The following is a 13,494-nucleotide window of genomic DNA, read 5'->3' as shown; positions in this document are numbered from 1 at the left end:
GGCCGCTTTAGATCTCGTCGATCGACGACGACTCAAAGCGGGAGGAGATGTTGATGCCCAGCTCTTCCGCAGCACGGAAGGCCTCGTCGTCCGAGTCGCGCAGACTGACCGTCTGGCCGTCGGCCGAGAGCACCTCCACGTTCAGGCAGAGGGACTGCATCTCCTTGATGAGGACCTTGAAGGACTCCGGGATGCCCGGCTCCTGGATGTTCTCACCCTTGACGATGGCCTCGTAGACCTTGACGCGGCCGAGAATGTCATCCGACTTGATGGTCAGGAGCTCCTGCAGCGCGTACGCGGCACCGTAGGCCTCGAGGGCCCACACCTCCATCTCACCGAACCGCTGACCACCGAACTGCGCCTTACCACCGAGCGGCTGCTGGGTGATCATCGAGTACGGACCGGTCGAACGGGCGTGGATCTTGTCGTCGACCAGGTGGTGCAGCTTCAGGATGTACATGTAACCGACCGACACAGGGTCCGGGTACGGCTCGCCGGAGCGGCCGTCGAACAGCTGCGTCTTACCGGAGGACCCGATCAGGCGGTCGCCGTCGCGCGTCGGGAGCGTCGAGTCGAGCAGACCTGCGATCTCCTCCTCCTTCGCACCGTCGAACACGGGGGTCGCGACCTTGGTGCCGGGAGCGGCGCTGAAGGCGGCCTCGGGGAGCTCTGCGGCCCACTTCGGCTTGCCCTTGATCTCCCAGCCGTTCTGGGCGATCCACCCGAGGTGGATCTCCAGGACCTGACCGAAGTTCATGCGACCGGGGACACCCAGCGGGTTCAGGATGACATCGACCGGCGTCCCGTCGGCGAGGAACGGCATGTCCTCGACCGGAAGGATCTTGGAGATGACGCCCTTGTTGCCGTGACGGCCGGCGAGCTTGTCGCCCGCGGTGATCTTTCGCTTCTGGGCGATGTAGACCACCACGCGCTGGTTCACGCCGGAGCCGAGCTCGTCGTCGCCGTCCTGCGAGTCGAAGACCTTGACACCGATGACGGTGCCCTCTTCGCCGTGCGGGACCTTGAGGGAGGTGTCGCGCACCTCGCGGCTCTTCTCGTTGAAGATCGCGCGAAGCAGGCGCTCCTCGGCCGACAGCTCGGTCTCGCCCTTCGGCGTGACCTTGCCGACGAGGATGTCGCCGGGGCGCACCTCGGCGCCGATGCGGATGATGCCGCGCTCGTCGAGGTCGGCCAGGAGGTCCGGGCTGACGTTCGGGAGGTCGCGGGTGATCTCCTCCTTGCCGAGCTTGGTGTCGCGGGCGTCGACCTCGTACTCCTCGATGTGGATCGAGGAGAGGGTGTCGTCCTTCACCAGGTTCTGGCTGAGGATGATCGCATCCTCGAAGTTGTGGCCCTCCCACGGCATGAACGCGACCAGCAGGTTCTTGCCGAGCGCGAGCTCGCCGTTCTCGGTCGCGGGACCATCGGCGACGACCTCACCCTGCTCGATGCGGTCGCCCTCGTCCACGACAACACGGTGGTTGTAGGACGTGCCCTGGTTGGAGCGGTCGAACTTGCGCAGGTAGTAGGTGTTGATCGTGCCGTCGTCCGCCTGGACGGTGACAGCGTCGGCCGAGACCTCGGTGACGACTCCGGCCTTGTCGGCCGTGACCACGTCACCGGCGTCGATGGCCGCGTAGCCCTCCATACCGGTTCCGACGACCGGGCTCTCCGAGCGGAGCAGCGGCACCGCCTGGCGCTGCATGTTCGCACCCATGAGGGCTCGGTTGGCGTCGTCGTGCTCGAGGAAGGGGATCAGCGACGTACCGACCGACACCATCTGGCGCGGGGAGACGTCCATGTAGCCGATCTCGTCGGCGGGGATCAGGTCGACCTCGCCGCCCTTCTGACGGGCGAGCACGCGCTCCTCGACGAAGTGGCCGTTCGGGTCGAGCGGGGCGTTGGCCTGCGCGACGACGAAGTCGTCCTCCTCGGAAGCGGTCAGGTAGTCGATCTGGTCGGTGACCCGGCCCGCGACGACCTTGCGGTACGGCGTCTCGATGAAGCCGAACGAGTTGATCCGCGCGAACGATGCGAGCGAGCCGATGAGGCCGATGTTCGGGCCTTCCGGGGTCTCGATCGGGCACATGCGGCCGTAGTGCGACGGGTGGACGTCACGGACCTCGACGCCCGCGCGCTCACGGCTCAGACCGCCGGGGCCCAGCGCCGACAGGCGGCGCTTGTGGGTCAGACCCGCGAGCGGGTTGTTCTGGTCCATGAACTGCGACAGCTGCGACGTTCCGAAGAACTCCTTGATCGCGGCGACGACGGGGCGCACGTTGATCAGGGTCTGCGGCGTGATCGCCTCGATGTCCTGCGTGGTCATGCGCTCGCGGACGACGCGCTCCATGCGGGACAGACCGGTGCGGACCTGGTTCTGAATGAGCTCGCCGACGGCGCGGATACGACGGTTGCCGAAGTGGTCGATGTCGTCGACGTCGAGACGGATGTCGGTCTCGACACCGTTCCGGAGGCCCTTGAACGTGGTCTGGCCGTCGTGCAGGGCGACCAGGTACTTGATCGTCGCGATGATGTCCTGGACGGTCAGCACCGAGTCCGACAGCGGGGCCTCGAGGCCGAGCTTGCGGTTGATCTTGTAACGGCCGACCTTGGCGAGGTCGTAGCGCTTCGGGTTGAAGTAGAAGTTGTCGAGCAGCGCACGCGCGGCCTCGGCAGCGACCTGCTCGCCCGGACGGAGCTTGCGGTAGATGTCCTTGAGGGCCTCCTCCTTGGTGAGGATGGCGTCCTTCTCGAGGGTCAGCTCGATGGACTGGTAGCCGGCGAACTCGGAGAGGATCTCCTCGCTCGTGAGCCCCAGGGCCTTCAGGAACACAGTGACCGACTGCTTGCGCTTGCGGTCGATGCGGACACCGACCTGATCGCGCTTGTCGATCTCGAACTCGAGCCATGCACCACGGCTCGGGATCACGCGTGCCGAGTAGATGTCCTTGTCGGACGTCTTGTCGGCCGTGGCCTCGAAGTACACGCCCGGCGAGCGGACGAGCTGCGAGACGACGACGCGCTCGGTGCCGTTGATGATGAACGTTCCGCGCTCGGTCATGAGCGGGAAGTCGCCCATGAAGACCGTCTGCGTCTTGATCTCACCGGTGAGGTGGTTCATGAACTCGGCCTCGACGTAGAGCGGGGCAGCGTACGTCTTGCCCTTCTCCTTGCACTCGTCGATCGAGTACTTCTTCTCCTCGAGGAACGGGTTCGTGAACGAGAGCTGCATGGTCTCGCCGAGGTCCTCGATGGGAGAGATCTCCTCGAAGATCTCCTCGAGGCCCGTGTTGGCGGGCAGATCCTGGCGACCCTGCTCCTCGGCCTCGGCGACGCGTGCCTTCCACGCGTCGTTTCCGACCAGCCAGTCGAAGCTCTCCGTCTGCAGTGCGAGCAGATCGGGAACCGTGAGAGTGTCCGTGATCTTGGCGAACGAAAGACGAGATGCGGCTCGTCCGTTCTTGGGTGTCTTGTCAGTGTTGGTTGCGTTGCGCGCAGCAGCCAAGGAAATAACCTCCGCGGCCTGGTGAGGGCCAGTTATTGTCGGTCGTGTAGTTATCGGGACGAGAACTCCCAGTCGCATCGCGTTGCCGTATTTGACCCGAAACGACGGGACCAGGCACGCGGAGAAAGTCAGAGCCGACCGCAATATGAAGGCAGAAGTTTGACTGGGAGCGCAAAGAACCACTATATGTCAAACAGACGCGCCGTGTCCAGTCTTTTCTTGACCCGGGACGCGTCCTGATGTATAACGCGAGGTCGACGACGGTATTCCCGCCGGTCCGGTGGTGTTTCTGAGCCGATCGAGGGCCGGTTCAGGGCCGCCGCGGGTGGTAGGTCGGGAGGGTGTCGACCGTCGCGATGACCGCCTCCTCCCGCGACCGCGGAGACCAGCCGAGCACTGAGATGGCCTTCTGGGCCGAGGCGCGGCGGACCGTCCCGAGGTCGGGTAGCGAGTCGCGCACACGCCGGCTGAACGGGGCGGCGGCCTTCAGCATCCACGGGGCCATCAGCTTCGTGCTGACCCGTCGGCCGGCGGCTTCGCCGAGATGTCCCCGGATGAGGAGCGCCACCTCCTGAGCACTCATCACCTCGCCCGCGATGGCGAGGAACCGCTGCCCCGCCGCCTCGGAGCGCGTCATGGCGAGCAGGTGCAGGGCCGCGACATCGCGCACGTCGACGATTCCGAAACGGACGTCCGGCAGCCTCGGGAGGCGTCCCTCCTTGAGCAGGCGCACCAGCTCGACGGACGCCGAGACATCCGGGCCGAGCACCGGGCCGAGAATGCCGACCGGGTTCACCGTGGCGAGCTGCAGCGCTCCGCCCTCGTCGTGGACGAACCGCCAGGCGGCGCGCTCGGCGATCGTCTTCGAGCGCACGTAGGGGCTGATGCGGCGTCCGCTGTCGAGCTCGGTCCAGTCCTCCTCGGTGAACGGCCGGTCGGTGGGCGCGTGCCCGTAGCCGATGGCGGCGAAGGAGGAGGTGAGCACGACCCGCTCGACGCCGGCGTCGCGGGCGGCCCTCAGCACGCGAAGGGCGCCGTCGCGGGCGGGGACGATCAGCTCGTCCGGATCCTTCGGCTGCCGGGACGGGAACGGCGAGGCGACGTGGAGGACGAAGCGGCAGCCGGCCACCGCATCCACCCAGCCGTCGTCGGCCGTGAGATCGGCGATGGCGAACTCCAGGCGGTCGCCGGGGTCATCCACCCCTCCGGCGGCGAGCTGCGCGCGCACATCCGCCGCCCGAGCTGGGGAGCGGATGGTGGTGCGCACCCGGTAGCCGGCGTTGAGCAGTGCGAGGACGCAGTGCGCGCCGAGGAAGCCGGAGCCGCCGGTGACGAGGACGAGGTCGGGGTTCGGGTCGGTCACGGCCCCATCCTTCCCCCGGAGCGCCCATCCCGCTACCGCCGCGGCCGCGGCCGCCGCGGTGAGCGCTGCCGTTTGTCACGTGCGAGCCAGCTTGGCGAAGATCGCGTTGATGTGCGTCTTCACGGCGGCCACGCTGGCTAGGCTGCCGGTTGTGTCCCCGAACCCGCCATCCCCCCTCCCCTCGGTCGTTCTGTCGGAGAGCGGCTACCTGGCGACGGTGGAGCCGGACCGGTACGTCCCCGGGTCGTACCAACTCGTCGTGGACGGCACCCCGCAGTCCCACGTGAACCTCGACGATCCGTCCCAGCTGTTCTTCGAGTACGTGCAGCGGATGGGCAACGTCATCGACCTGATCGGCGACCCGGGCGAGCCGATCACCGCGGTTCATCTCGGCGCGGGCGCTTTGACCCTGCCGCGCTACATCGCCTATACACGGCCGGGCTCGCGCCAGCAGGTGGTGGAGCTGGAGAGCCGGCTGGTGGACCTGGTGCGCGAGCAGCTGCCGCTCCCCCGCTACGCGCAGATCCGCATCCGCCACGGCGACGCGCGGGAAGTCGTCGGCAAGCTGCCCGCCGGCCTCCGCGGGTCTGTCGACCTGCTGGTGGTGGACATCTTCAGCGGGTCGCGCACTCCCGCGCACGTGACCAGTGTGGAGTTCTACCGGTCGGCCGTCTCGCTGCTCAAGCCGGACGGCATCGTGCTGGTCAACGTGGCCGACGGTCCGCCGCTGACGTTCGCCCGCAGCCAGGTATCGACGCTCGGCGCGGTCGTCGAAAACGTCGCGGCGCTCGCGGAGACGCAGGTACTGAAGGGGCGGCGCTTCGGGAACGTGGTGCTGGTCGGATCGAACTCGCCGCTCCCCCTCGACTGGCTGCCGCGCCTGCTGGCGAGCGGTCCGCATCCGGCCAAGGCGGTCGCCGGGGCCGAGCTTCGGACGTTCGCCGCGGGCGCGCCGATCGTCACGGATGCGACCAGCGTGCCGTCGCCTCCGCCCGCCCGCAGCATCTTCCAGTCGGGCACCCGCCGCGACTGAGTCGAGCTTCGGCACGAATGTCGAGAATGGCGCGCCCAAAGTCGACATTCGGCACGAATGTCGGCGCAGTCAATCGGGTCAGGCGTGGCGGAACGTCACGGGCTGGCCGGGGCGGAGCTGGGCGAAGGCGTCCAGGGACGCGTCGCTGACGACGGCGACCACGGGGTAGCCGCCGGTGACGGGATGGTCGGCGAGCAGCACGGTCGGCCGTCCGTCGGGCGAGACCTGCACGGCGCCGGCGACCATCGGCTCGCTCGGCAGCTCGCGGGTGACGGCCCGTTCGAGGAGCGGCATGGGATGCGGCCGCACACCGGCCGCATGCGCGGGCGCCCTCGCCGCTTCGAGCCGCACGCCGATGCGGTCGCTCTCGGCGGCGACCCGCCACTCGATGGTGAAGAAGGCATCCAGGGCGGCCGGAGTGAACCAATCCGCCCGGGGCCCGAGGTGCGCCCGGACCTCGACGGCGCCCTGCACTGGGTCGGCGACCGGCACGAAGTCGAGCAGGGGGAGGTCGCTCCCGGGATGCTCGCCGAGCGGCAGGACGTCGCCCGCACGCAACGGCGAGGGGCCCAGCCCCGCGAGAGTGTCCCGCGAGCGGGACCCGAGCACGGGGGCCACAGCGACACCCCCGCGGACGACGAGGTACCACCGAGCGCCGGAGGTCGCCATCCCGATGCACAGCACCTGGCCGGGGCTCGCGCGGACGGCGAGGTGCGCATCCACTTCGCGGTCGTCCAGCAGCAGCGGACCCGCCGCACCGGTCACGGCGAACCACGTGTCGTGCTCGAAGCGCGCTTCGAACCCGCCGAGCAGCACCTCCACCCCGGCCTCACCCTCGTCGTTGCCGACGAGCCGGTTTCCGAGCCGCAGGGCGCCACGGTCGAGGGCGCCCGATCGTCCCACCCCGACGGCGGCGAGGCCCGGCCGCCCGAGGTCCTGAACGAGCGCGAGCGGTCCTGTATTCAGGACGTGGAGGACGTTCATCGCACCTCCCGGAATCGCACCACCGTGCCGGGACGGAGCAGCGCGGGAGGGTCGGCCGTCTCGTCCCAGAGCGCGGCATCGGTGCTCCCGATCAGCTGCCAACCACCGGGACTCGAGCGCGGGTAGACGCCGCTGAAGACACCCGCCAGCCCGACAGAACCGGACGGCACGGTGGTGCGCGGGGTCTCACGTCGGGGCACGTCGAGCGTCGCGCCGTCGCCGACGAGGTAGGCGAATCCGGGCGCGAAGCCGCCGAAGGCGACCCGCCACGGCGTCCCGGTGTGGAACGCCACCACCTCGCGCTCGGTGAGACCGGTCAGCCGGGCGACGTCCGCAAGGTCCTCGCCGTCGTAGCGGACGTCGAGGACGACCTCCCGCTCCTCGACCTCCTCCGCGTCCAGCGGCTCCGACCGCTCGATCCACCCGCGGGCGGCGCTGAGCGACAGGATGCGCGGCTCCACGACGACCGCGATGGTCCGGGCGGCGGGCACCAGCTCGACCACGCCGGACGGACGGGTCGCATCGAGCCCGCGGAACAGGGCGAGCACCGCATCCAGGTCGTCCAGCTCCACGAGCAGGGCGTGATCGCCGTACGGGAGGATGCGCCGGCTCATGCGAACGGCCCCACCTCGATGCCCGCCTGCGTGAGCGCGTCGCGCACGGCCTGCGCCATCGCGACCGCGCCGGGCGTATCCCCGTGCACGCAGAGGGAGTCGACGGTCACGTCGATGACCGTGCCGTCGGCGGCCTCCACCGTTCCTGCGGTCACCATGCGGACAGCGCGCCCGGCGATGCCGGCCACATCCGACAGCAGGGCGCCCGGCTCCGTGCGCGGAACGAGGGTGCCGTCGGAGCGGTACCCGCGATCCACGAAGGCCTCGCGGACGAAACGCACGCCGGCCTCCTCCGCGGCCCGCTCGACCGCCGAGCCGGCCAGCCCCAGGAGGGCGAGGGTCGGATCGAACGCGGCCACCGCATCCACGACGGCGCGTGCCTGCGTCTCGTCGGTGACGATCCGGTTGTAGAGCGCGCCGTGCGGCTTCACGTACCACACGGCGGTGCCCGCCACGCGGGCCAGCCCGGTCAGCGCCGCGAGTTGGTAGAGCACCTCGTCCCGCAACTCGCCGGGCGGCACGTCCATGGCCCGCCGGCCGAACCCGGCCAGATCGCGGTATGACACGTGCGCGCCGACGGTCACACCGTTGGCCGCCGCCTCGCGGCAGGTGGCCAGCATGGTGGATGCGTCGCCGGCGTGGAACCCGCACGCCACGTTGGCGCTGGAGACGATCCGCAGCAGAGCTGCGTCGTCGCCCAGGGTCCATGCGCCGAAGGACTCGCCCAGGTCGCTGTTGAGGTCGACGGAACGCGCCATCCCCCTATTGTGGCGTGCCCGCCCGCCTACCGCGCCTACTGCGCGGCCCGCGCCGCGCGCGCCCGGTGGGCCCGGACCTTCGCCCGGTTGCCGCAGCGCTGCATCGAGCACCAGCGGCGGGTGCCGCTGCGCGACGTGTCGAGGTACACCAGCCGGCAGTCCTCCGCCGAGCACTCACGGATGCGGCCGTCGACGTCCGGTCCGAAGAGGCGCACGGCGTCGCGGGCGATCGTCCCGAGCGCCTGGTGCGGGCGCGCCTTCGTGCGGCCCGCCTGACGGCCACCGCCGGCGAGCACCGGCGGGATGTCGGGCGTCGCCGCGAAGAGGTTGACCACATCCACGTCGTCGGGTGAGAGGGTTTCGCCGAGGCTCGCCTGGCGGGCGAGGCGGCCGATCGCGGAGCGCAACGCGTCGGCGTCCTGGAACTCGCGGGCGCCCGCGCTCGGTGCGACCTCGGGGAACCGCTCTACGAGCCAGGCGTTCAGCGCCGCCGCGTCGCGCACCGAGTGCCACTCCGCCACGTCGGGCTCATCGAGGCCGCCCGTGTAGGCGAAGTCGAGGGCGAGTGCGCCGGAGTCGAACCACCAGCGCTGCCCGTCGCCCGGTTCGATCCACTGGCCGGTGCCTCGGGTGAGTATCGCTTCGGTCGCCATGTAACCAATATAGTCGGTTACTTCGGCGTCAGTGCTGGCGTCGCGGCCTCCCACACCCTATCCGACGAGAGGCCGCCGGCCCGCTGGCATACTGAACGGATGATCGCGACGCGCCCGGACCCGCACGCGCAGCTCGAGGGAGCGACGGTGCGCCTGCGCGCCCTCACCCTCGACGACCTGCCGGACCTGTTCGATGCGATCGGGCGCCCGGAGGTGTTCGCCGGAGGCTGGGGAGGCGGACCGGCCGCCTACCGGGACACGTACGAGGAGTGGCGCGAGTTCTTGCTCGGCTACCTGGCGTGGGAGTCCGGCAACGTCACCGCCGTCGTGCTCCGCGACGGCGATCGGCTGGTCGGCACCACGACGCTCGGCGACTTCGACCTGGTGAACGGATCCGCCCACATCGGCTGGACCGCGTACGCGCCCGAAGCCTGGGGCGGCCGTGTCAACGCCGAGACGAAACGACTGCTGCTCGGAACGGCGTTCGACCACGGCTTCGAGCGCGTCAAGCTGCAGGCCGACGTGATGAACGAGCGCTCGCGGGCCGCGATCCTGCGGCTCGGCGCGCACTTCGAGGGCGTCCTGCGGCACACGCAACTGCGCGCGGACGGCACCTGGCGCGACACGGCCGTGTACTCGATCCTGCGCGAAGAGTGGCCGGGCGTTCGGGATGCGCTCGACGCGCGCCTCGGCGTCGCGCACGCCTGACCGCCGCGTCTGAGCGAGGGTGCTGAGCGGCAGCGCCGCCCTACTCCGTCGCGGCCGCCGCAGCCACTCGGCGCTGAGCGGATGACACCTCGCGGTGCTGCCACGAGATGAGGTTCGCCGCGTCGAACCGGCGGCTGCACGCCCCGCAGGCCAGCGCCCGCGCGGGCTTGCGGTACCGGTAGTGCGTGTGGCCGTTCGGGCACGTGCCGACCCAGGGCGCGAGGTCGTCCGCGATGGCGCCGCCGTGCAGGCGTTTGCCTTCGTACCCGAGGTCGAGAGCAATGGCACGCCAACGCGGTCCGTGCCCTGCGCGCGAACCGGCGAGCGCGTGCGCGACCTCGTGCAGCAGGATCTGGTGGATCTCGTCGTCCTCGTAGCGCGCGGCGAGGTAGCGGGAGACGGTGATCCGCTTGGACGTGTAGTTGCAGAGCCCTGCGCGGGTCTTCGCGTTGTCGAAGCCGAAGCTCCAAACGTCCGGATCGAGGTGGAGGGCGATCAGCGCCTCCGCCCAGCGGCGCACGCGGTCGAGTTCGGCCATCAGCGACGAGTCCCGTCCGGGCCGCTCCGGTCCTCCATGCCGAGCATCCTACGCGTGATCGGCGTCGCTCTCACCGCGCGCGGTGGGCGACGTGCCGCGCTGCGCGTCGAGGGCCGACTGCACGACGGCCACCGCGGTGAGCGCCGCCTGGATCTCGGCCGGCGACGCGCCCAGCTTCTCGCGCAGGAACACCGCGGCCGTCATGTCGGCGAGCGCATTCTCGTAGTCGCCGGTGTCGAAGTAGACCTTGCCCCGGTTCTGGATGGCGAACGCCTCGAGCGCCGTCCACTCCCGACCCCGCGCCTCGTCGACGCATCCCGTGAGCTCCACGACCGCTTCGTCGGTCTTGCCCTGGTACTGCAGCACCTGACCGCGACGAATGCGCGCGCCGAGCAGCTGCTCGCGGTCGCCGGTGAAACGCGCCTGGCGGACCGCCTCGTTGGCGATCTCGATCGCCTCGTCCAGCCGGCCCAGCAGCCGCAGCAGCACGGTCTTCTCATTGAGCGCGCTGAGGCTCCGCAAGCTGCCGAGCTCATCCAGACGCTCGCCGGCAGCGCGCAGATCGACGCGCTCGCGCAGGGTGGTCGGATCGTATCCGAGGATGATGCTCAGGGTTCTGCTCCCGATCGGTGATTCTCCCCCAGACTACCCGCAGGAGGGGCTCACCCCGGGCGCTTGACCGCCTGCGCCGGAGTCAGTGCCACCTCGATCAGCCGATCGTCGCCTGTGCGCGGCGAGCCGCGGCCGTCCGTATTGTTCGTGAGCAGCCACAAGCGGTCACCGACGGCGACCACATCCCGGAGGCGCCCGAACTGTCCCTCGAAGAATGGCGCAGCGGTCACCGGGGCGGCTCCGTTGGTCGCCCAGGCGGTCCACAGCCGCTCGCCGCGAAGGGCCGCGAGGAACACGGTGTCGCCCACCACGGCGAGGCCGCTCGGGCTCGCGGCGTCGGTGGGCCACTGGTACACGGGGTCGGTGTACTTCGGGTCGCCGCCGACGCCCTCCACGTTCGGCCAGCCGTAGTTCGAACCTGGGTGGATGATGTTGAGCTCGTCCCACGTGTTCTGGCCGAACTCGCTCGCCCACATCGTGCCGCGGGAGTCCCAGCCGATGCCCTGAGGATTGCGGTGGCCGTACGACCACACCGGCGAACCCGGGAACGGGTTGTCGCCAGGCACCTGACCCTCCGGCGTGATGCGCAGGATCTTGCCGCCGAGAGAGGCGACGTCCTGCGCGTTCGCGGGATCGGAGGCGTCACCCGCGGTGATGTACAGCATCCCGTCTGGACCGAAGGCGAGCCGGCCACCGTCATGGTTCGATGCCGTGGGGATGCCCGTGATCACGGGCTCGGGTGCGCCGATCGCGTAGCTTCCGGGGACGCCGCTGAGCGGCATCCGCACGACGCGGTTGTCGTCGGCGGTCGTCAGGTACGCGTAGAGGGAAGGCGGGGCGGAGACGGGCCGCACCGCCAGTCCCAGCAGACCGCTCTCGCCGTTGTGGACGACGCCGGGCACGGTCCCCACCTCACGCAATCCGCCACCCGGGAGACGCTCGCGGATGGTTCCGGAGTCGCGCTCGCTGATGAGCGCCGAGCCGCTCGGCAACGGCACCACCGACCACGGAGCGTCGAGCCCGGTCTCGAGGACCGTCGTCTGGTCGCTCGGCTGCCACGGGACGGCGGCGACGGCCGCCGAGCTGCCGGTCGGCCGCGGTGTCGAGGTCGGCGTCCGGGTCGCGGTCGGCGTCGGCGGCGGAGCGGTGCATCCGGCCAGGACGAGCGCGGCCGCCGCCAAGGCCGTGAGGCCCAGGCGGCGGCCGGAACGCATCATCGTGGCCTCCGGCCGTCAGTCGACGACGCGGACGTCCTTCCAGAACGCGACGTAGTTGCTGTAGTCCTTACCGACACGGTCGAAGGAGCTCGGGTACGGGGTCGGGTAGCTCCACGCGCGGTCCTGCAGCACACCGTTGTCGGACTTCACCGAGAAGTACTGGCACTCGCCCTTCCACGGACAGGTGTACGGGGTGGCGCTCTCGACCAGGTATTCGGACTTCACGCTCGCGGGCGGGAAATACCAGTTGCCCTCGATACGGATGAGGTCCTCTTGCGGCGCCTCGGCGATCACGGTGTCGTTCAGTACAGCTTTCATCGATAAAACCTCCTGTGCTGCGCAACGTACGCCGGCCGGCGATCATTCCGCGCCGGGTGCACCGTTCTGCCGGGGAGCTCGGAGCACGGTCACAGCGTCGGAGGAGCCGAGGCGGCCTGATGCTGCGATGTCGGCCGGGGTCGCGCCCTCTGCGATGCGCTCCTGGCCCGACACAGAGGCCGTCAGGAGGTGCGCCACGGCGCCGCGGAGCCCCGCGAAGGCGGCGCAGGCGGCCGCGGCCTCCGGCGAGGAGAAGTCGATGCCCGCCACGGCGAGCGCGTCGACGACGGCGCCTGCCGCCAGCAGGTCTTCGACGGCGAAGCGGGTGGAGCCTGCCGGCGTCGTATCCCCTGCGGCGACCACCGCGATCATCGCGCGCCGGCCCAGCCGCACCTGCTCGTCGAGGATCCAGCGCGCCACCGCCGCGGCGTCGGTGAGCCCGGCGGTCAGCACTGCTCCGTCACCAGGGAGCTCGGGAACCTCCGCAGTCTCGGCGCCGAGCGCATCCACCCAAACGACGATGTCGGCGTCGGCGGCCACCGCTGCGGCGCCGTCGCCGGCCCAATCGAAGCGCACCTGGTACTTCGTCTGGCGGTGCGCGGCGGGGATGTCGGCGAACTCGGGGGTGAGCTCAGAGGCGAGCTCAGGAGCGAGCTGGGGAGCGGTCGGCTGGGTCACCGGGCCATCGTAATGCGGGTGTCCGGGCCGCCTCGCCGTGTTTCGCCCGGTGACGGCCGCATCTGCCGTCGGATCAGCTCGAAGTCGTGACGCGACAATTCGATCAGCCCTCGACGCAGCTGGTAACCCCAGTCGGGGCGGTCGCGAGTGAAGTCGAGCGCGCCGAGCAGGGGCCGGATGGGCGTCGCAACCGCGTCGTGGTCCCACTCGACCAGGCGCCGCCAGGGCAGGAAGTCGCCCTGCGGCCCGCGCATCATCGCACCCTGCGTCACCTGGAACACGTTGTCGTCGGCCAGCCGGCCGACGGCGGTGAACTGCTTCAGCGGCTCCCCGTCCGGGTAGGACGCGCGCGGCGAATAGAAGACGAAGCCGTCGGACTCGCCCATCCGTTCGAGCGGAGCACGCGCCCCGTGATTGACCTGGGCGAAGCCGCCGGCCACCCCGCGGAGGACGTGGTCGAGCTGCACCACGCCCAGCCAGTAACGGATCGCCATGCTCCCGTTGTAGCGCACA

General features: G+C 70.1%; 14 protein-coding genes. 2 read left to right on the top strand and 12 right to left on the bottom strand.

The window, feature by feature from the left end; all coding sequences use genetic code 11:
- Positions 1-7: 7 nt before the first annotated feature.
- Positions 8-3,505, bottom strand: a complete 3,498-nt coding sequence (gene rpoB, locus AB4Z18_RS03495) for a DNA-directed RNA polymerase subunit beta (protein ID WP_441781316.1) — start codon at positions 3,503-3,505, stop codon at positions 8-10.
- 310 nt (positions 3,506-3,815) lie between these two features.
- Complete coding sequence (locus AB4Z18_RS03490) at positions 3,816-4,868, bottom strand: SDR family oxidoreductase (protein ID WP_441781315.1); 1,053 nt, start codon at positions 4,866-4,868, stop codon at positions 3,816-3,818.
- Between AB4Z18_RS03490 and AB4Z18_RS03485 the strand changes: the two genes are divergently transcribed.
- On the top strand, positions 4,834-5,901 hold the full coding sequence (locus tag AB4Z18_RS03485; RefSeq protein WP_441781314.1) for a spermidine synthase: 1,068 nt from the start codon (positions 4,834-4,836) through the stop codon (positions 5,899-5,901). The genes AB4Z18_RS03490 and AB4Z18_RS03485 overlap by 35 nt on opposite strands.
- A 78-nt stretch (positions 5,902-5,979) precedes the next feature.
- Here AB4Z18_RS03485 and AB4Z18_RS03480 read toward each other — a convergent pair whose 3' ends face one another.
- The 4 genes from AB4Z18_RS03480 to AB4Z18_RS03465 are packed head-to-tail and all read right to left on the bottom strand — an operon-like array spanning position 5,980 to position 8,910.
- Positions 5,980-6,885 (bottom strand): biotin-dependent carboxyltransferase family protein, encoded by a 906-nt coding sequence (locus AB4Z18_RS03480; RefSeq protein WP_441781313.1) that lies wholly within the window; start codon positions 6,883-6,885, stop codon positions 5,980-5,982.
- Entirely contained in the window at positions 6,882-7,499 is a 618-nt protein-coding gene (gene pxpB / locus AB4Z18_RS03475) for a 5-oxoprolinase subunit PxpB (RefSeq protein ID WP_441781312.1), read from the bottom strand. Before pxpB ends, AB4Z18_RS03480 begins: the two co-directional genes overlap by 4 nt.
- Positions 7,496-8,257 (bottom strand): LamB/YcsF family protein, encoded by a 762-nt coding sequence (locus tag AB4Z18_RS03470; protein WP_441781311.1) that lies wholly within the window; start codon positions 8,255-8,257, stop codon positions 7,496-7,498. The genes pxpB and AB4Z18_RS03470 overlap by 4 nt, the downstream gene beginning before the upstream one ends.
- Before the next feature lie 35 nt (positions 8,258-8,292).
- Positions 8,293-8,910, bottom strand: a complete 618-nt coding sequence (locus AB4Z18_RS03465; RefSeq protein ID WP_441781310.1) for a CGNR zinc finger domain-containing protein — start codon at positions 8,908-8,910, stop codon at positions 8,293-8,295.
- 99 nt (positions 8,911-9,009) lie between these two features.
- Here AB4Z18_RS03465 and AB4Z18_RS03460 point away from each other — a divergent pair, with 99 nt between their 5' ends.
- Positions 9,010-9,618, top strand: coding sequence for a GNAT family N-acetyltransferase (locus AB4Z18_RS03460; RefSeq protein WP_441781309.1), 609 nt, complete (start codon positions 9,010-9,012; stop codon positions 9,616-9,618).
- Between the two features lie 40 nt (positions 9,619-9,658).
- On the opposite strand, the gene AB4Z18_RS03455 is transcribed toward AB4Z18_RS03460, so the two are convergent.
- The 6 genes from AB4Z18_RS03455 to AB4Z18_RS03430 all read right to left on the bottom strand — a co-directional run bounded on the left by AB4Z18_RS03455 (position 9,659) and on the right by AB4Z18_RS03430 (position 13,475).
- Positions 9,659-10,156: a SprT-like domain-containing protein gene (locus AB4Z18_RS03455; RefSeq protein WP_441781308.1), complete on the bottom strand. Its 498-nt coding sequence runs from the start codon at positions 10,154-10,156 to the stop codon at positions 9,659-9,661.
- Positions 10,157-10,204: 48 nt separating this feature from the next.
- Positions 10,205-10,678, bottom strand: a complete 474-nt coding sequence (locus AB4Z18_RS03450; protein WP_441781307.1) for a tetratricopeptide repeat protein — start codon at positions 10,676-10,678, stop codon at positions 10,205-10,207.
- A 140-nt stretch (positions 10,679-10,818) separates the two neighbouring features.
- Positions 10,819-11,985, bottom strand: coding sequence for a PQQ-dependent sugar dehydrogenase (locus tag AB4Z18_RS03445; RefSeq protein WP_441781306.1), 1,167 nt, complete (start codon positions 11,983-11,985; stop codon positions 10,819-10,821).
- Positions 11,986-12,000: 15 nt separating this feature from the next.
- Positions 12,001-12,303, bottom strand: coding sequence for a DUF427 domain-containing protein (locus tag AB4Z18_RS03440; protein WP_441781305.1), 303 nt, complete (start codon positions 12,301-12,303; stop codon positions 12,001-12,003).
- Positions 12,304-12,345: 42 nt separating this feature from the next.
- The gene (locus AB4Z18_RS03435; RefSeq protein ID WP_441781304.1) at positions 12,346-12,981 is read right to left on the bottom strand and encodes a 2-phosphosulfolactate phosphatase; all 636 of its coding nucleotides are present in this window, start codon (positions 12,979-12,981) and stop codon (positions 12,346-12,348) included.
- Entirely contained in the window at positions 12,978-13,475 is a 498-nt protein-coding gene (locus AB4Z18_RS03430; protein WP_441781303.1) for an EVE domain-containing protein, read from the bottom strand. The genes AB4Z18_RS03435 and AB4Z18_RS03430 overlap by 4 nt, the downstream gene beginning before the upstream one ends.
- Positions 13,476-13,494: the final 19 nt, after the last annotated feature.

Origin of the sequence: Leifsonia sp. 2TAF2 (genome assembly GCF_052115085.1) — a bacterium.
In the GTDB taxonomy this organism is placed as follows: domain Bacteria; phylum Actinomycetota; class Actinomycetes; order Actinomycetales; family Microbacteriaceae; genus Leifsonia.
The sequence above is the reverse complement of the archived record's forward strand: the minus strand, read 5'-3'. Positions and strand labels throughout refer to the sequence as shown.

Bases quoted from the DNA above. Each gene is read 5' to 3' on its own strand.
- AB4Z18_RS03480 (WP_441781313.1), bottom strand. From the start codon at position 6,885: ATGAACGTCCTCCACGTCCTGAATACAGGACCGCTCGCGCTCGTTCAG.
- pxpB (WP_441781312.1), bottom strand. From the start codon at position 7,499: ATGAGCCGGCGCATCCTCCCGTACGGCGATCACGCCCTGCTCGTGGAG.
- AB4Z18_RS03470 (WP_441781311.1), bottom strand. From the start codon at position 8,257: ATGGCGCGTTCCGTCGACCTCAACAGCGACCTGGGCGAGTCCTTCGGC.
- AB4Z18_RS03465 (WP_441781310.1), bottom strand. From the start codon at position 8,910: ATGGCGACCGAAGCGATACTCACCCGAGGCACCGGCCAGTGGATCGAA.
- AB4Z18_RS03460 (WP_441781309.1), top strand. From the start codon at position 9,010: ATGATCGCGACGCGCCCGGACCCGCACGCGCAGCTCGAGGGAGCGACG.
- AB4Z18_RS03455 (WP_441781308.1), bottom strand. From the start codon at position 10,156: ATGGCCGAACTCGACCGCGTGCGCCGCTGGGCGGAGGCGCTGATCGCC.
- AB4Z18_RS03445 (WP_441781306.1), bottom strand. From the start codon at position 11,985: ATGATGCGTTCCGGCCGCCGCCTGGGCCTCACGGCCTTGGCGGCGGCC.
- AB4Z18_RS03440 (WP_441781305.1), bottom strand. From the start codon at position 12,303: ATGAAAGCTGTACTGAACGACACCGTGATCGCCGAGGCGCCGCAAGAG.
- AB4Z18_RS03430 (WP_441781303.1), bottom strand. From the start codon at position 13,475: ATGGCGATCCGTTACTGGCTGGGCGTGGTGCAGCTCGACCACGTCCTC.